Genomic DNA, 15,911 nt, shown 5'->3' with positions numbered 1-15,911 from the left:
CTCTTAAGTTAAGTTTATGGATTCACTAAGCTGTTTTAAAAACTCCATCTTGGAAATTTACCGTAATAAAATCATAAAGCCCGATCCCAATTTCCTTCTAAATTATTTTTTCTTTTCATTATCTCTATTCGTAAAATAATCATATCTATCCTCAGCTCCAGCATTAATCCAGAATTTTTGGAATAAACGTAGCGCCATGTAGAACAAGAAATTATAACCTAAATATATTATAATGTCGCTGAATACAAATGCATCATCGATTATTGTCTGAATTAAAAAATAAGTAAATGATCCTCACATAAACGTGAATGGTATTACGAAAACAACCATGAATTTTTTTAATCTCAATAAATTAAGATATTTTTCCATTAAAGACTTAGTATCCTTCTTCATATAAATTCCTCCTCATCTTTTTAGTGGTGATTGGAGTAAAAATCTATTGGATCAGCTCCTTCTATCCCATGACCTTCATCAGTAATATCTATACTTGATAATATACCTAACTTCTCGGCTCCAAGTTCTACTGTAAGTTCATGTCTTACACCATTTTCATCAACATAATTCAAAGGAAGTGTCAAAGAGACGGGGGTATCGACACTCCAATAACTCTTTTTTACTATCTATACTTAAAAAATGCTACTGTTAAGATCATATCAAATACTATGATAATCATTATTCTTTCTTTTATACTTGAATTATGAGAAAACTTAAACCATGTACCAACTGATGCAATACATAAAATGCCTATCAACACTAGTACACTCATTAATATTCCCCCTATTGATTTTTACTTAGACAACTCTTCAAGCTCTTTCTTTAATTGTTCTATTGGTTCTTCATTGTATTGTCAACAACCCCGTCCCTTTGACACTTGTTATTCTCCGTTATATTCCATTTCACGAGGGTTGATTTTAAGCCAAAGAAAAGATCAACACAGGATTTAGTTCCTATGTTGGTCTAGTTGTTTTGTTATATTCCTCGTATTAAGGTGCTTAGAACCATTGTACTGTTAGCAATCTCATCCTATTGGCATTCTCAAATTCCACTCTCCTGCTATCCGTTTAAAAACTTCATCGTTATTAATGTAATCACTATCGCTAATATGAGTATTTTATTGAAAATGCTTCCCTCAATAAAGTCGTTGACTAATGGAATACCTGCAAACTTTATTGCGTATATCAATAAACACATAATTGGTGTAATAACTAAACTACCTACTAACATAACTTTGAGAAATTCAATATTACTTATTTGGGATAAAATGTTGATATTAATAAATGCCGCAACAATTATTGCTAACATATAGCCATAAAGTAAATTTCTAAAAAAATTCTTCAACTTATCACCTTCCCTTAAATATCCTATTAAAGATATCGAAGTGTCAAAGGGTCAGGGTTATCAGCACTCAAAATATGTTAATCTTATTAATACTTTGTATTCCAAATTTCTTTAATTTCATCTCAGTTTTATTTATTTCATCTTTAGAACATAAAAATATTATATTAAATGGGGTCGGAGGAGTTGGAAAGCTATCATAATCTCTCCCTTTAGTCCATTCTTCAACTGTTGACAATAAAATTTTTATAAATATCCTAAAATTATCGTTATCATCCTTTAAAATTTGATCTGTTTGCTTTACTAATAGTATATATGCATCCGCTCCTATCCAGTCTAAATCATTTATACATTCATCAAATGCAGCCCAATTTTCTCCAAAATAGTCTGGAAAGTTAAATGTTTTTGCGAATTCTTTGAATAGCTTATCACTGGTTGTACAGTTATCGCCATTAATCACTCTAATAGAAATCTCCTTTTCTTGTTCCTTTAACATGTCTATTATGAAATCATTTGCATCTTGACTTTTACAGCTAATCAAATGTATATATGGTTTTCTTAAAGAAGTAAAGTTTTGTCTATCATACATTTTCCACCTCGTTCTCTTTGAGTGTCAAAGGTACGGGGTTATCGACACTCTATGCTTTCAATACAATCCCTCTATTTATACCTGTAAGTCTCTCAATTTGTCTTATCGATAATCTATATTTTTCTTTTAGCTCTTTCAAATATACATTCCTTATTTCTTTATCAATATTTTGTAAATCAAATGGGACTTTTACTCTGCATACTTCTTTTATTATTGTTCTTGCTTCTGCCTCACTTATTCGATGTCTTTTCTCTATATCTAAGCAAATGTCATCATTAGATTCATTATTGTATTGAATAAATCTTTCCATTGCCTCTTCTCTGTCATTATTGAATATATTAAGGGTAAAGTCTGTATTCACCAGTTTCCCTTCATTTACATATTCATAATAGCTACTCCACTTATATTCTTCAAGACTATTTACCAGTCCAGCTTTAATCGGATTTTGATGAATATACCTATGGACAGTTAGAAGATATGCATCATCTTCTACTGGCTCACTTTTGAATCGATCTTGAAATAAGTTTCCTATCCTGTCATATTTCCTATTATACCAATATACATAGCTTCCACCTATCCTACGCATTACTTGCTCTAATGGCTCCTTACCTATTTTCATTAAAATATGTACATGATTTCCCATTAAACAATACCCATAAACCTCGTATCCGCTTTTCTCTTTGTACTTCTGTATCGTCTCTATAAATCTTTTATAATCTTCCTCTTCTTCAAATATACTTTGCCTGTTTATTCCTCTCATCATTATATGATATATTCCGCTTTTACTTTTCTTTCTCGCTTTTCTTGCCATTGTTTCACCCCCTAACTCATCTTATCTTTACTTCACCATCGTTGTCAATAACCCCGTCCCCTTGACACTCTATAATTTTTTTTCTAAATATTGAGTAACTTTTAATAGTTTGTAGTGCGTTTAACTTCTGATTATTTTCAAGAAGCTCAAAATCATTAATAAGCTTCTCAACATGTGAAAGATATTCAACTTCCGTTACTATTTTGTTAAATGGATAAGGATATGTGTTAAAAATCGAACAAACTCCTAAGATTGCATCATAGTTATTAGCATCAACCTCTATCGCCTCTCTAAAATAAGAATATCCACAATCATCTTTTAAATATGTCGAAAGATCGCAAATAATACCACCTATCAAAGATAAAAATTTTGATTTAGTTTGTAAATCAAGTTCATGATTTACAATAAAAGATTGAATCTGATTAATAAGTTCTTCGCTATCTAACTTTCCAAATTGTTTCTCAAATTCTTTGTATTGTTGCATATAATCTACCAATTGTTCACCCCGCATCTTATAGTCTACTCATACCTTCTTCAATAAATTCTTTAACCCAAACTTCAGCGCCATCTATATTCAAAAATTTAAATACGATTTTACCTCCGTTTGGTAAATCCCTAGTACTAGTTATTGCTCCATTTTCAATAGTATTAGCTATATGTGTTGTCAATAACCCCGTCCCCTTGACACTCCTTTTCTTTCTCGCTTTTCTTGCCATTGTTTCACCCCCTAACTCATCTTATCTTTACTTCACCCTCGTTGTCAACAACCCCGTCCCCTCGACACTTGCACAGGATTTGACTCCCATGTTAGTCTTAATTCTAACTTTCTACAAAATTTTGATTATATTATCAACTGACTTTATCTTATAATGATTCATCAGATTGTTCAGAAATATATCTGTTTTGCTTCTCAATCCATTTTTTCTCTTCTTTTATCCAATCTTCTTCTGACATTTTAAAGTCTCCCCAGTAGCCATCTGCATTAATTGCTTCCCCTTCTCCATCAGTTAATACTAAAGAGGCTTTAGCAGTTCCAATTCCCAGATATGGGCAATATTTATGTTTTTCTTCATTAAATTTAAAACAGAGTGTTCCTACTCTTCCTGGTTCATATTTACAACAACTAGGAATTTGTTTTTCTGTATCTTCAATAAAATAGTATAAACATTTTGCTTCTATGACTATATGTTTCAAAATAACACACTCCTTACTTTACCTTTTCAAGCATCCTTAATGCTTTTTTGTAATCATGACCATTTATCTCAAGCCATTCAATAGCACCATCAGCAAGCTTTCTTCCATAAGCTCTGACTTTTTGATTAACTCTAACAGAGAAGAATTTCCCAACCCCTAGGTTTTCAAAATTCAAACTTGGATGATTAGGGTTATTCTTGAACAGCTTAAAAGCTTCATCAGCTTTGGTTTGAAGACTTTTAGGAAGTTTATTATATGCTTTCCAAAAGCTTTTATTTGTTACATTTATAAAAGTTCTAGAATCACTAACTTTATCTGCTATTCTAGCAACGTCATCTATTTTACCTAGTAAGGATGCTCCTCCAGGGTCTACAGTCCCGCTTGATACTTTTAGATTTTTATAATATTCTTTCTTATACTTTTCTACATCTTTAATTATTTGCTTCCCGTCTACTTCATTTTTCGAGTGTCAAAGGGACGGGGTTATCGACACTCTATATTAAGTTAACTATAACATAGCTATTGATTTAATTTCTAAACAACTATCCATGACCTCTATTTTTTCAGTAATTATTATTCTTTCAAACTTAGGTAAAATAATTACTCTTCTATTGTTTTATTAACCGCTTCTATCCAGTCTTCCCATAGTGCAGAATCAGCTGGTTTTCCATCTCCTAAAAGCATCATACTACTTAGCAAATCAGCAATATACTCTGAATTTGATAAAGAATAATAATTTTCAAGAAATAGAATCATAGCTTTATAAGCTTCTTTTTTACTTAACATTTGAATACCTCCTATATCTACCATCTTCAAGAGGGGTTTGATAATCCTGTTTGATCGTTAAACTCCTTCGGTTCTAAATTTATTCCACCATTAGTGTTGTCAACAACCCCGTCCCCTTGACACTCTATTCATTCGTAATTATATAATTTTTACTTTCAGCCAATATTAAACTCATTCTAGCCTCCTTATTTCATATCATATGGGAAATTTGTAAAATTATAAAAGCCTGACCCCAACCATCTTTCTAAGAAAGACTCCCAATACCATAAAGGTTATTGGGAGTACTTAGATATTTTTCATAAAACTTTTATATTAGGTATTACATTGGTTACCTTTTATCGGAATTGTGTTTTTGGTTTGTTAGGCACTGGGTTGGATTTCCCGCCAATTTGTACAACATATATACTCATAAAGTCAACACAATATTGCTCATTTCTTAACTACTGAATAAAAAGCTCCATCAATCAAAATATAGAACTTGTTATCATTTGTTAAAACTAGCGTTGCAGGCTCATATCTTGTTTCTAATTCATCTTCGTTGTATTCTATAAAAAATTTAATATATATTATAGGGTACTCAACTTTAAAATCAGTCGAAATCGTTGTTCTGTCAACAAACACTGGATAATTATCGTCCATTCTCTCCAGACTCAATATAATACTGATAGGACTTAGATAATTGCCGTTCACATTTATATAATTACTATTTGTATCTTCTTTATTATACTTTTTCACTGAAAAAGATATATTTGGCACATTATTTTTAGCACTCTTAACATTTTCATTATAATTTTCTATTAGATTATTTCTGACACTGTCTTCAATATTGTCACTGTAGTCAAATAACTCTGGGTAATATATTGATGAATCAACAAATCCAATATATTCATTTATTTTCCAGTCACCCTTAATTAAGTTTAAAATATCATCTATTTCATTCAAATTCCATCTATTATCTAATTGACCTGTTCCATATATATCATCACCAAATCGATCTTCATTTATCAATATCTCTTTTTCACCAAAAACAGAAACGCTAATCTTATTGTCATCTGTGCTTAATTCTAATTCGCTGTTCACATCACTTATCGAGCCTTCACTAACAACATTATTTAAATCGTCTTGATTACTATTTGAGACTGTAAATATCGTGAAAAAAGCAAGTATAATTATGACTAATATTTTAGGACTATACATTCTTTCATCTCCTTTTATTAGGATGTCAAAGGGATGTCAAAGTGACGGGCTTATCGGAACTCCATTCTTTCACCACAATTCATTAAATAGATTCAAATCTAATAAAACTCACTTTTCCATTATTGTCAGTATAAAATGTCAATAAGCTCTCATTATAATAATACGTATAGCTCTCACGTATCTCAGTTACATTATGTTCATCAGCATTTCCATATTTTTTTAAAACTAGTGATATCTCATCACCTACCTTTATTCCTCTTGATGTTTGAAGTTCAGATGATGTTAAGTTGATGCTCATAATAATACTGTTACCTTGTCCACTTTGATTTGTCATTAATTTAAAATTTTCAAACACATAAACATTATAAGAGAAGCTTTCATTAGCTAGGCGCTTATTTGTAATATTATCATTTGTTTTTAAACTTTTATATTTCCCCCCAAGCTCGATAAAGTTATTATTATTCTCTATAACAAAGTCTTCATCTGTTAATTGCAATATAAGTTCAGTGTTTATATTGCCTGTAATATTTGTTTTTGGTTGTTTATCATCGTTATCATTTTGTGTCTTAGTAGTTATAATATCATTATTCAACGCGGCTATATAATAAGTACCAACACCTATAAGAATTATTGATATTACTATAATCATTAAGAACATTTTGCTTTTCATTCTAGGCCCCTTCCACTGCGTTTATTGTCATACTACTATAATCGCCATAAAAGTATACATCCAATATTGTATCTGCTCTGTTCTTCCACTCATCCAGATATTTTACTTTATTAAGAGGATATTTAAACCTTCTCCCGTCCTTTCTCCCATCAAGAACTATTTTACCTTCTAAAAAGGAATTAGATATTGTTTTTATATTTTCCATTCGATTTTTTTGCAAAATATCCCCCAATCATAGCCGCTGGTATTACTAAAATGATTGAAGATATTAAATACCAAGAGGGGAGTGAGCTAGAACCCCTACCAAAAATAAGCATTGCTGATATATTTGAAATAATTCCTACATATAGTCCATGTTCTATTTCATTAAAGCTAGAAATTCTACCTGCTACATAACCTCCTAATGTAGTCATAATTATCCCAATTATAAATAACATTATCAGCAATTCTAATGAGTCGGAGATTTCTATAATATTTCCTCCTTTTATTGCTATAGTAATACCAAGTATAATGGATATTATAAATCCAGAAATAAGTGAACCTGAATAATCTACAAGAAATCCAATAAGTACAGCTTTAATACTTATTCTATTTTGCTTAATCATTATATCAATCCTTTTTTATTTCAATTTCTTCCCTATAAACAATAATTCCACAGTCACATTATAAACTATATATTTTATCATATAACCAGTCAAAGGTAATTGTTGCCTTTAGTTAGAGAGACATTCACTTATAAATGAAGCATTACTTATTTTATTTTTATATGTCCTGTTGACTAGGGTTATCGACACTCTATGCTTTCAAGACAATCCCTCTATTTATGCCTGTAAGTCTCTCAATTTGTCTAATCCATAATTTATATTTTTCTTTTAGATTTTTCAAATATGCATTCCTTATTTCTCTATCAATATTTTGTAAATCAGATAGCACTTTTACTCTGCATACTTCTTTTATTATTGTTCTTGCTTCTGCATCACTTATGCGATCTCTTTTCTCTATATCTACGTTGTCAACAACCCCGTCCCCTTGACACTTCCATTCCAGTCCATCACTTCGCAGTACTTTTTTAAAGTTCTTTCCTGTGTCTCAAGGGAATATCCTTCTTCGGCTTGCTGAGCAGAGGATACTCGAATATATATTCCAGCATTTATAACTTTCTTACTCATTACACATACACCCTCCAGTTCCTTAATTTTGCTATGACAGATATCATAGCGAATTTTTAAGTAGAAGTAAAGGGGAAATAGTTAAGCATGAGAACTCATGGTTAAGGGATTTACTGGAGGGTATGTGATAGAAACAAACCTTTTTCTTTAATTTTTTAGGCATAAATATTTTTTATCTCTTATGCTCCGTTACATTTCATGTATTCTCCTTCAGAGTATTTTATTCACTTTGTTCATAAAACTCCTTCAGGCTCATACATTCCATTTCACAAGATTTGATTTTAAGCAAAAGAAAAGACCAGCACAGAATCATTTCCTATACTAGTCTATTTGTTTTGCTAAATTTTTATGCTCAATCAGTTTGAGTCATCACAATTGTTTCTTAGTATATTCACTAAGACCTCATCATTTTTCTGGAGTGCAAAATCAAGTGATGTTCTTCCAGCATTATTCTTAATATTAACATTAGATTTATATTTCAAAAAAAGTTCTACTAGCTCATATCTACCTCTTGCGTTAAATACAGCATACCATAAAGGTATATTTCCGTACAAATCTTTTAATTTCACATCTCCACCATTATCTAATATTATTCTTGCTATATCAATATCTGGATGAAAACCAATATAGTGTAATGCAGTTCTTCCTTCCTTATCTTGGATATTTACATCTATTGATTCTTTTAAAAGTTCAATAGCTATCTCTTTCTGTTTGTAAGCTATCGCTTCATGTAGTAAACTTTGACCAAATTCATTTACCATATTAATATCCAATTTTCTAATACTTTTCTTTATAAATTCTAACTCTCCTAAACGTATACTCTGAAACCAATCGCAATTTTTGTTTTTTGAAATATCATCTATCATCTAAAGCATCCTTTCTCACTTAATTTTACTTTAACTCATGTTTATGACCCCTGTTTCCACTAATTGATTCTGGCTTATAATTTTGAGGATCTCTATATTCCTTTAGAAAAGTTTCTTTATCAATTTTACCATCCATATAATCCTTATGCAATTTCCTATATTCTTTTCCTGGTAAATGACCCATATCCCACTGACCATTTCTACTCTTTGACTTGTCCCAAAATAATTCTTCACCTGTATTAGGATCAAAAACTCTACCTTCATCATCTTTTGCATTTTCCCATACTTGTTCAACTTGACCTTCACCATACTTTGGTCTATTTTTAGGATTGGAATATGGTTTGTTTACATAGGTCGGTTCTATACCTTCAGGATCACCTGCTTCAATTGTTCTTACATACCATGTAGCTCCAAATGCTATAACACCAGCAACAACAGGAGCAACGGCTGAGCCAGCTGCTGCTCCTAACTTATCACCAGTAGCAGATATAAACTCTTTTGCACCGTTTCCAAGTTCTTTCAATCCATCTACAACAAGCTTCATTCCACGTATATCAGTTCCAGTACTTAAATCTGCAGCTGAGTCTACTGTATGCCCACTAGGATCAACATACTTAATCGGATTATTATAGGTATAGGTATAAAGATTCAAACTAAGCGGATAACTAGGATCACCTTTATAACTATCCTCTGATATAAACCTAGCTATATTTGGATCGTAGTATCTTGCTCTTAGATAATATAATTCACTTTCTTCGTCATAATATTCTCCTGCGTATCTATAAGGGTTATCTGTTGATCCTTCTTCTACTTTTGCTTTACCGTATACATCATAGTCATAGGTGTTTAGTATCTCTCCTGTATTTGTTACAAGGTTTACTGTGTCTCCATGGCCATTATATAAATAATACGCCTTTGTACCTTGATTATCCTCCCTTGCTATGATATTTATTCCTCTTATATTTCTTGCCTTGAATACTCCATTTTCTGTTTCGTTGATTACGTTTCCTCCGGAGTAATAGAATCCAGTTGTTATACTTCCTGAGGTTTTTGTTTTTCTTAGCCCATTACCATCGTAGCTATAGCTTGTTATTACTGAGCCTGGGCTCGTGTATTCTATCATTTGATTCAATTGGTTATATTTATAGCTTGATATTTCTGTATCAGCACTTCCACCCTTTGTTGTTGTTATAAGGTTTCCATTTTCATCGTAGTCTAGGTCTACTGTAATGCTTGCTGTTCCTACGTATTGTGATGATACTGCTCCAGTATTGTCAATTGTTTCTGTTACGCTGGTAAGTTTATTGCTAGCATCATTATCATAACTAATTGTATGGCTTGTAATGCCATTCATTTCCTGTATTGCTCCACCTTGTTTAAAGGTGTAGGTATAGTTTGCAGGATGCACTAGATCCTTTGTTTTAATATTTCCGTTATCATCAAAGGTATATGTGACTTGGTTTCCATCGGGCTCAGATACTGTTTCTAGTCTATCTAATTTATCATAGTTGTAGCTTGTTGTTCCATTTGCATCTACCTTTGTAAGCTGATTTCCTACTCCATCATAGGTATAGCTGAATTCGCTACTGATAACATTACCCGGAAGCACGTTAGTTAGTTTTGTTAGGTTATTCATTCCATCATATTCGTATAGTGTTCCAAATCCGCCAGGATAAAGTATGATATTCCTACTTCCATCTGGATGATAAAAATATGTTGTAGTTTCTCCATCTACTGTTACGGTTTTTAATCTGTTTCTATTATCATATCCATAGGTGGTTACTTTACCAAAGTAGTCAGTTGTTTGTGTCATATTTCCGCTTTTGTCATAATCGTATTCTATATATTTTCCATCGGGCTCTGTTTGTCTTTTCAATCTGCCATTTTCATAGTAGGTATAGTTGGTTATGCCCGTAGAATCTTCCATGGTTTTGATTTTACTTGTTTTATCGTAGGTATAGTTAGTTGTAACAGAACCTGCATATTGGTTTAATAATCTGTTTCTACCATCGTAGTTAAAGGTTGTTATTTGTCCTTTTTTATCTCTTTGACCTGTGATGTTGCCTGCCTTATCATAGTCTATATATACATTCTTATTTAGTGGGTCTGTTTCCTTGATAAGTCTACCTAGCTCATCATATTCCCTAGTTACTACACTACCTTGCGAAGCTGTATTGTCTTTTTGCTCATATACAAATATTACCATTACGCTACTATGTTCCTCAGTAAGCCTTTGAGTGTAGGAAACTGTACCACTTGATTTTTCTTCATTTGTATATACATGATTTTCAAATGGTGTTGGATTCGTGTTGAATAGTTCGTCCAAATCATATACTCTTGCAGATACTATCTCAAATTCATTACCATCGGTGTCATTTTTTATTACATCCGTTGAGTAGGATCTTTCTTCTCCAAATGGTATCCCACCTTCATCATACGGTATTCCACTAAGCTTAGCACTGTTATAGTCTCTTATATCTGCGTAACCAAAGAATATGTGTCCACTTCCTGTACTCTGTGTTATCATCGTACTATTCAATAATCCCGACATGTTATTAGATCCAATACCGCTTAATTGATATCCTTCACCTGTGGCTGAAAGTCCAGTTGTCATTTTTCTAAGGTTTCCCTGTTTAGAGTATTCATACTTAGTCATTTTGTCATAGGAGTCGGTTACGGATATAAGCCTTGACATGTTATCATAGTCATATTTTGTTTGGTTTCCGTTGGCATCGACCTTACTTGTCACATTCCCTATATAGTCATGGGTATATGTTGTTGTGTATGTTGTCGGACCGTCTTTGTCGGGCTTTACTTCTTCCTTTATTAGGTTACCAAGTTTATCGTAATAGTATTTTTGAGGATCTCCTTCTTCATTTTCTACTGTTTTACTATTTTCACCATCGTTATATGTTATCGTAGTATTTTTAGAGTCAGGATGGATTATTTTTGTTTGTCTGCCTAGGGCATCATACTCAAAGCTTGTCTTATTACCTTCTCCATCCTTTACCCAGTCTATCTGACTTAAGTTATTGTAATGATTTTCAAGTGGAGTAATCCATACACCATCTTTTACTTCCTGCTTCTTTAGAAGTCTTCCAAGTTCATCATATATCTGTTTTATTTGATTTCCTTCTTCATCGGTTACGGTAACAATGTTATTTTGATCATCGTAGTCTATTACTATTAGATCGTCCGTGTCAAAGTATTGGATTTGCTTTGCTCGTCCTAGTTTGTCATGATAATATAATGTTATTTTCCCATTTCCATCTATATATCCATTCCGATTCCCTGTTTCAAAATCGACTCCATATGTTTCTTCGATTGTTTCTGAGGTCTTTGCAAGGCTGTTTAAATCATAACCTTCTACATCGGTATAGGCCTTTGTTAGATATCCATGCTGATATAGGGCATCGTACTCATAGTTCTTAGTTATATAGATTCCATCTTCTATTTGGGTTTTCTCACTTGTCATATTTCCATAGCTGTCATAGGTGTAATCGGTCTCTATAAACCTGAGGGCCTCATCATCCATATAATGCTGTATGCTCTTATTTACATTACCTGTAATCGGGTCAATTTGATTTACTGTCTTTTGATAGTCACTTGAATTTATATTTTTCTCTACACTTTCTAACCTGTGGAAGTTTGAATCATAGGTATATGTTGTCTTATTTCCTAATTCATCGGTATATTCTATCAGGTCACCGTACTGTCCACTGTCATATGCCCTTTCAGTCGTCTTAGTCATAGATGTCCCAGAAGTAGGATTATATGATATTGTTTCTTCCCTTGTTGGTAGCTCATCGCCATCATACTCGTAATTTGTTTCCATTAAAAGTGTTGTCCCATTTTCCTTTATTTCTTCTTTAATTTTCCGTCCATCGGGATTTCTTCTCTTAAAGGTTAGTATTCTTTCTGTACCTTCGCTGTTGGTTATGGTGGTAGTGTAGGTATAGTTTCTAAGAGCTTCACTATCGGTAACTCCATAGGCTGAATAATCGCCTATATAGCTGTAGGTATCTTCATTAAGTCTGACTACATTAACCTTGTCATATCTGGAAGTAATTCTGTAGTATTCACTATACATACTTGTATTACTACTCAATCTTCCCTTTACCTTTTCGTAGCTATAGTAGCTCTTTGCACCTGTTGGATAGGTTATTTCATCTATTGTTACGAGATCATTTCTGCCACTATTCTCCCCTGCCATTCTAGAGGCTTCGCGTACAGTACCCTCAAAATCTGTTTCTCTACCTTCTTGATCTATCTTCTTTACAAGTTTATATAGGTCTATGCTACTTCCCGATGTATAGTCACCATGTATTTTTTCTAATATAAACTCTATTGTCGATCCATCAGGGGCAGTTATAACGGTTTTTCTTAGATCATTTTCAATATAGTTTGCATAGCTAATATCTATACTTCTTCCTAAAGTGTCTATGATTTTTGTGATAGCAAGGGTTTCTCCCCAATATTTGTACTCAAAAGTTATTGTGTTTCCATATCGATCTACTATACCAAGTAGATTACCTTCACGGCCGAAATATTCCTTTTTACCATTCTTATAACTTAAAACATATTTCGAATTCTCTTGTCCATTATTAAAGCTGTTATCGTCATCATCAAAATCAATATCATTTAATTCATAACCTTTTAGGTCCCATGATCCACCATTATAATATAATTCATAGGTTTCACCCGTAGATAATCGTAAAAATCTCCCGTTAGAAAGTCTATAAAAGTGAGAAAAACCTAAATTCCATCCTAGTCCAAAGGGTGAAGCTCCATCAAATTTCGGTGTAGACTTGTCAAGATAAGTAAATGTTGTTGCATCCTTCATCTGATATCTTGTTATGATATTCAGATCAAGACCATTTCTCCCTGGAAGGCTTATGTCAACTTCTTCATAGGTCAGGCTTCCATTTCCTGCATTTATATACTCTTTCCCATTTCGCCTATAGTCAAAGGGAGCATTATAGGATATAGGCTCTTCTTCTTCTGGGATTATGGCTTGAGTTTCAAAGTCACCGCTTTTTTCTTCATTCTCCATAATGCTTTTAATATCTACCTCGGATGTTTTTGATTCTTCATATGCAGGTTTTATCTTTCTAAGTAGGTACCCATCTAACATAAGTCCCTTAATCTCTTTTGTTACCTCTTCAGATAGCTGCTGCTCATTTTTAAAAACTTCAAATTTATCTATCTGTCTATATATTGTTTCTATATTTACGTATATATCTAATAGCTTTTCAATTTCATCTAGTGTGAAACCATAATTCTTTACGATGGATGCTACAAATATAGAGTCTACTAATGAATATCCCCTTGCTTCTGCTTGTATAAGTAAATCTTCTTCGATTTGAAAATGCTCTAGGATTGCAGCCTTTTCTTCATCCTTGGCATCGCTATACTCATCTCTCTTCTCTAATATTTTACCAATAGTTTTATCTGCAAATATATCATCTAAATCAAAGAACTTATCACTTTGATGTGGTTCTTCAGCCTTTACCGGCTGTTCATTACCTGGCTCTGTAGTTGAGTTTTCCTCTGATGTTGTATTTCCATTGTCAGTATTCTCACCTGTAGAATTTTCATTTTGACTGTTTTCTTCGGTAGTTGTGTTTTCCTCGGTTGTACCTTCTCCACCGCTTGTATCCTGATTGGAAATGCTCTCACCTATTAAACCTAATACTGCGTTCTTAGCATTGATTCTATTTCCTTCGTAAACTCTACCAACAAGTGATGGAAGTTTATCTGAACTTTCTATGATTTTTCCCTTTATCTCACCTAGGGTGATATTCTCGTATGTGCTGATTATAAGGGCTGCTTCAGCCGATACGAAGGGCGCTGCCATAGATGTACCACTCATCTTACCGTAGTTATTACCTGGAAGTGTACTTAGTATTTCCTCTCCCGGTGCCGCTACCTGAACTAGATTTTCTCCATAGTTTGAAAAGATCGATAGGTTTCCATCTTTATTTGTTGATGCAACGCTTATAATATTTTCACTATTGTAGGCCGCTGGATATAGGGGAAACGCCTCAATATTTAATCCTTTATTACCCGCTGCACATACAAATAGCATGTTATTTCCTTCTATGGCTTCTCTCAGTGCTGGGTTTTCGTTAAAACCTCCCCAGCTACAGTTTACAATCTTTGCTCCCATGTCACCTGCATACTCTATTGCTTCTATTATGTCGCTGGTATAGGCTACACCGTTGTCAAATACCTTAAGGGGCATTATTTTAGCCTCCGGTGCTGATCCAGCTATTCCCTTCTCATTGTCCTTAGTCGCAGCTATAATCCCTGCGATATGGGTTCCATGATTTGAGTCTGATGATCCTTCAGTATATAAAGTATTAGTGGCATCATTGAAGTTCCACCCATTTACATCATCTATATATCCATTACCGTCATCATCTACTCCATTACCCGGTACTTCATTTTCATTTATCCATATATTTTGTAATAAGTCCTCATGATTTGTATCAATTCCTGTATCGATTACTGCTATTAAAACGTCTTTTCCCTTAGTACTTTCTAAGGCTGATGCAATTCCTGTATCTTCACCTAATGCCCATTGTTGAGGATAGTATGTATCATTAGCCTCTAGGTTTATTTCATAGTCAGGTTGAATATATTCAATATCAGCATCATTAGGATCTAGCTGAAGTTTTTGTAAAAGCTCATCGTAATCCATCTTATTATTTGTTGTAATTAGACCAAAATCTTGTTTCTTATTTTGCTTCCCACTCTTCTTCAGTTTCTTAATAGACTTTATGTCTTGCTTAATTGATTTTTCGATTTTTTCTTTTCCCTGTTTCTCTTTATTTTCTTTATACTTTACTATAAACCTATTTGTAGTTTTCTTGTTTCCTTTGGCATCATTTTTAGTTTTTTCCTTAAGGATTTTTTGATCTTCCTTATTCTTTAACTGGCTTGCCTCAGCCATTACTGGTGTTACTACATATAAGAAGAATGCACTTATTATTAGTAGTATTGAGATTATTCTTTTCGCATTGTTTTTGATTCGCAACAAATTTCCCTCCTTAGTATTTTTAAGCTTAATATTTTAGATTCTTATTACTTGACAATAAATCTGTATGAATGCAGTGTTTGCCTCCCTTCCTTAGTACATTGTTAATTACTTTATAAATTTCCATTATGAGTTTATGATATAATAATGCGAATTAGGATTCTAAGCACAATATATGGTATTTTCCCACGTCGTCACGTCTATATATAGTGTTTCGTGCTTTGTTCATTGAAATTACTGCATATATATAACCCC

17 protein-coding genes are annotated in these 15,911 nt (G+C 32.8%); all 17 read right to left on the bottom strand.

The features are described 5' to 3' along the window. Window positions 1-413 precede the first annotated feature (413 nt). Complete coding sequence (locus R9X47_RS22770; protein WP_432663379.1) at window positions 414-566, bottom strand: hypothetical protein; 153 nt, start codon at window positions 564-566, stop codon at window positions 414-416. Window positions 567-616: 50 nt separating this feature from the next. Next, window positions 617-766 (bottom strand): hypothetical protein, encoded by a 150-nt coding sequence (locus R9X47_RS22765; RefSeq protein WP_432663378.1) that lies wholly within the window; start codon window positions 764-766, stop codon window positions 617-619. Between the two features lie 287 nt (window positions 767-1,053). Beyond that, the gene (locus tag R9X47_RS22760) at window positions 1,054-1,338 is read right to left on the bottom strand and encodes a hypothetical protein (RefSeq protein ID WP_432663377.1); all 285 of its coding nucleotides are present in this window, start codon (window positions 1,336-1,338) and stop codon (window positions 1,054-1,056) included. A gap of 67 nt (window positions 1,339-1,405) precedes the next feature. Beyond that, window positions 1,406-1,924, bottom strand: a complete 519-nt coding sequence (locus R9X47_RS22755) for a barstar family protein (protein WP_432663376.1) — start codon at window positions 1,922-1,924, stop codon at window positions 1,406-1,408. Window positions 1,925-1,973: 49 nt separating this feature from the next. Continuing rightward, window positions 1,974-2,735, bottom strand: a complete 762-nt coding sequence (locus R9X47_RS22750; protein ID WP_432663375.1) for an REP-associated tyrosine transposase — start codon at window positions 2,733-2,735, stop codon at window positions 1,974-1,976. 16 nt (window positions 2,736-2,751) lie between these two features. Beyond that, on the bottom strand, window positions 2,752-3,231 hold the full coding sequence (locus R9X47_RS22745) for a hypothetical protein (RefSeq protein WP_432663374.1): 480 nt from the start codon (window positions 3,229-3,231) through the stop codon (window positions 2,752-2,754). A 16-nt stretch (window positions 3,232-3,247) separates the two neighbouring features. Beyond that, a complete protein-coding gene (locus tag R9X47_RS22740) occupies window positions 3,248-3,451 on the bottom strand; it encodes a hypothetical protein (RefSeq protein ID WP_432663373.1) in 204 nt (67 codons plus the stop codon). A 148-nt stretch (window positions 3,452-3,599) separates the two neighbouring features. Then, window positions 3,600-3,929, bottom strand: coding sequence for a hypothetical protein (locus tag R9X47_RS22735; protein ID WP_432663372.1), 330 nt, complete (start codon window positions 3,927-3,929; stop codon window positions 3,600-3,602). A gap of 13 nt (window positions 3,930-3,942) precedes the next feature. Continuing rightward, window positions 3,943-4,104 carry a hypothetical protein gene (locus R9X47_RS22730; protein WP_432663371.1) on the bottom strand — a complete coding sequence of 54 codons (162 nt, stop codon included), beginning with the start codon at window positions 4,102-4,104 and terminating at the stop codon, window positions 3,943-3,945. Between the two features lie 425 nt (window positions 4,105-4,529). Beyond that, a complete protein-coding gene (locus R9X47_RS22725) occupies window positions 4,530-4,715 on the bottom strand; it encodes a hypothetical protein (RefSeq protein ID WP_432663370.1) in 186 nt (61 codons plus the stop codon). Window positions 4,716-5,144: 429 nt separating this feature from the next. Then, a complete protein-coding gene (locus tag R9X47_RS22720) occupies window positions 5,145-5,912 on the bottom strand; it encodes a hypothetical protein (RefSeq protein ID WP_432663369.1) in 768 nt (255 codons plus the stop codon). A gap of 82 nt (window positions 5,913-5,994) precedes the next feature. Continuing rightward, window positions 5,995-6,582, bottom strand: coding sequence for a hypothetical protein (locus R9X47_RS22715; RefSeq protein ID WP_432663368.1), 588 nt, complete (start codon window positions 6,580-6,582; stop codon window positions 5,995-5,997). A gap of 1 nt (window position 6,583) precedes the next feature. Continuing rightward, a complete protein-coding gene (locus R9X47_RS22710; RefSeq protein ID WP_432663367.1) occupies window positions 6,584-6,802 on the bottom strand; it encodes a hypothetical protein in 219 nt (72 codons plus the stop codon). Further along, the gene (locus R9X47_RS22705) at window positions 6,762-7,187 is read right to left on the bottom strand and encodes a hypothetical protein (RefSeq protein ID WP_432663366.1); all 426 of its coding nucleotides are present in this window, start codon (window positions 7,185-7,187) and stop codon (window positions 6,762-6,764) included. The genes R9X47_RS22710 and R9X47_RS22705 overlap by 41 nt, the downstream gene beginning before the upstream one ends. A gap of 399 nt (window positions 7,188-7,586) precedes the next feature. Beyond that, window positions 7,587-7,751 carry a hypothetical protein gene (locus tag R9X47_RS22700; protein WP_432663365.1) on the bottom strand — a complete coding sequence of 55 codons (165 nt, stop codon included), beginning with the start codon at window positions 7,749-7,751 and terminating at the stop codon, window positions 7,587-7,589. A gap of 356 nt (window positions 7,752-8,107) precedes the next feature. Then, window positions 8,108-8,617, bottom strand: a complete 510-nt coding sequence (locus R9X47_RS22695; protein WP_432663364.1) for an ankyrin repeat domain-containing protein — start codon at window positions 8,615-8,617, stop codon at window positions 8,108-8,110. Between the two features lie 25 nt (window positions 8,618-8,642). Further along, window positions 8,643-15,656: a S8 family serine peptidase gene (locus R9X47_RS22690; protein WP_432663363.1), complete on the bottom strand. Its 7,014-nt coding sequence runs from the start codon at window positions 15,654-15,656 to the stop codon at window positions 8,643-8,645. Window positions 15,657-15,911 lie beyond the last annotated feature (255 nt).

Source organism: Wukongibacter baidiensis (genome assembly GCF_050888315.1).
In the GTDB taxonomy this organism is placed as follows: Bacteria; Bacillota; Clostridia; order Peptostreptococcales; family Caminicellaceae; genus Wukongibacter; species Wukongibacter baidiensis.
The sequence above is the reverse complement of the archived record's forward strand: the minus strand, read 5'-3'. Positions and strand labels throughout refer to the sequence as shown.

Coding starts and splice junctions, on each gene's coding strand:
- R9X47_RS22765 (WP_432663378.1), bottom strand. CDS start 766: ATGAGTGTACTAGTGTTGATAGGCATTTTATGTATTGCATCAGTTGGT.
- R9X47_RS22755 (WP_432663376.1), bottom strand. CDS start 1,924: ATGTATGATAGACAAAACTTTACTTCTTTAAGAAAACCATATATACAT.
- R9X47_RS22750 (WP_432663375.1), bottom strand. CDS start 2,735: ATGGCAAGAAAAGCGAGAAAGAAAAGTAAAAGCGGAATATATCATATA.
- R9X47_RS22740 (WP_432663373.1), bottom strand. CDS start 3,451: ATGGCAAGAAAAGCGAGAAAGAAAAGGAGTGTCAAGGGGACGGGGTTA.
- R9X47_RS22725 (WP_432663370.1), bottom strand. CDS start 4,715: ATGTTAAGTAAAAAAGAAGCTTATAAAGCTATGATTCTATTTCTTGAA.
- R9X47_RS22720 (WP_432663369.1), bottom strand. CDS start 5,912: ATGTATAGTCCTAAAATATTAGTCATAATTATACTTGCTTTTTTCACG.
- R9X47_RS22715 (WP_432663368.1), bottom strand. CDS start 6,582: ATGAAAAGCAAAATGTTCTTAATGATTATAGTAATATCAATAATTCTT.
- R9X47_RS22705 (WP_432663366.1), bottom strand. CDS start 7,187: ATGATTAAGCAAAATAGAATAAGTATTAAAGCTGTACTTATTGGATTT.
- R9X47_RS22700 (WP_432663365.1), bottom strand. CDS start 7,751: ATGAGTAAGAAAGTTATAAATGCTGGAATATATATTCGAGTATCCTCT.
- R9X47_RS22695 (WP_432663364.1), bottom strand. CDS start 8,617: ATGATAGATGATATTTCAAAAAACAAAAATTGCGATTGGTTTCAGAGT.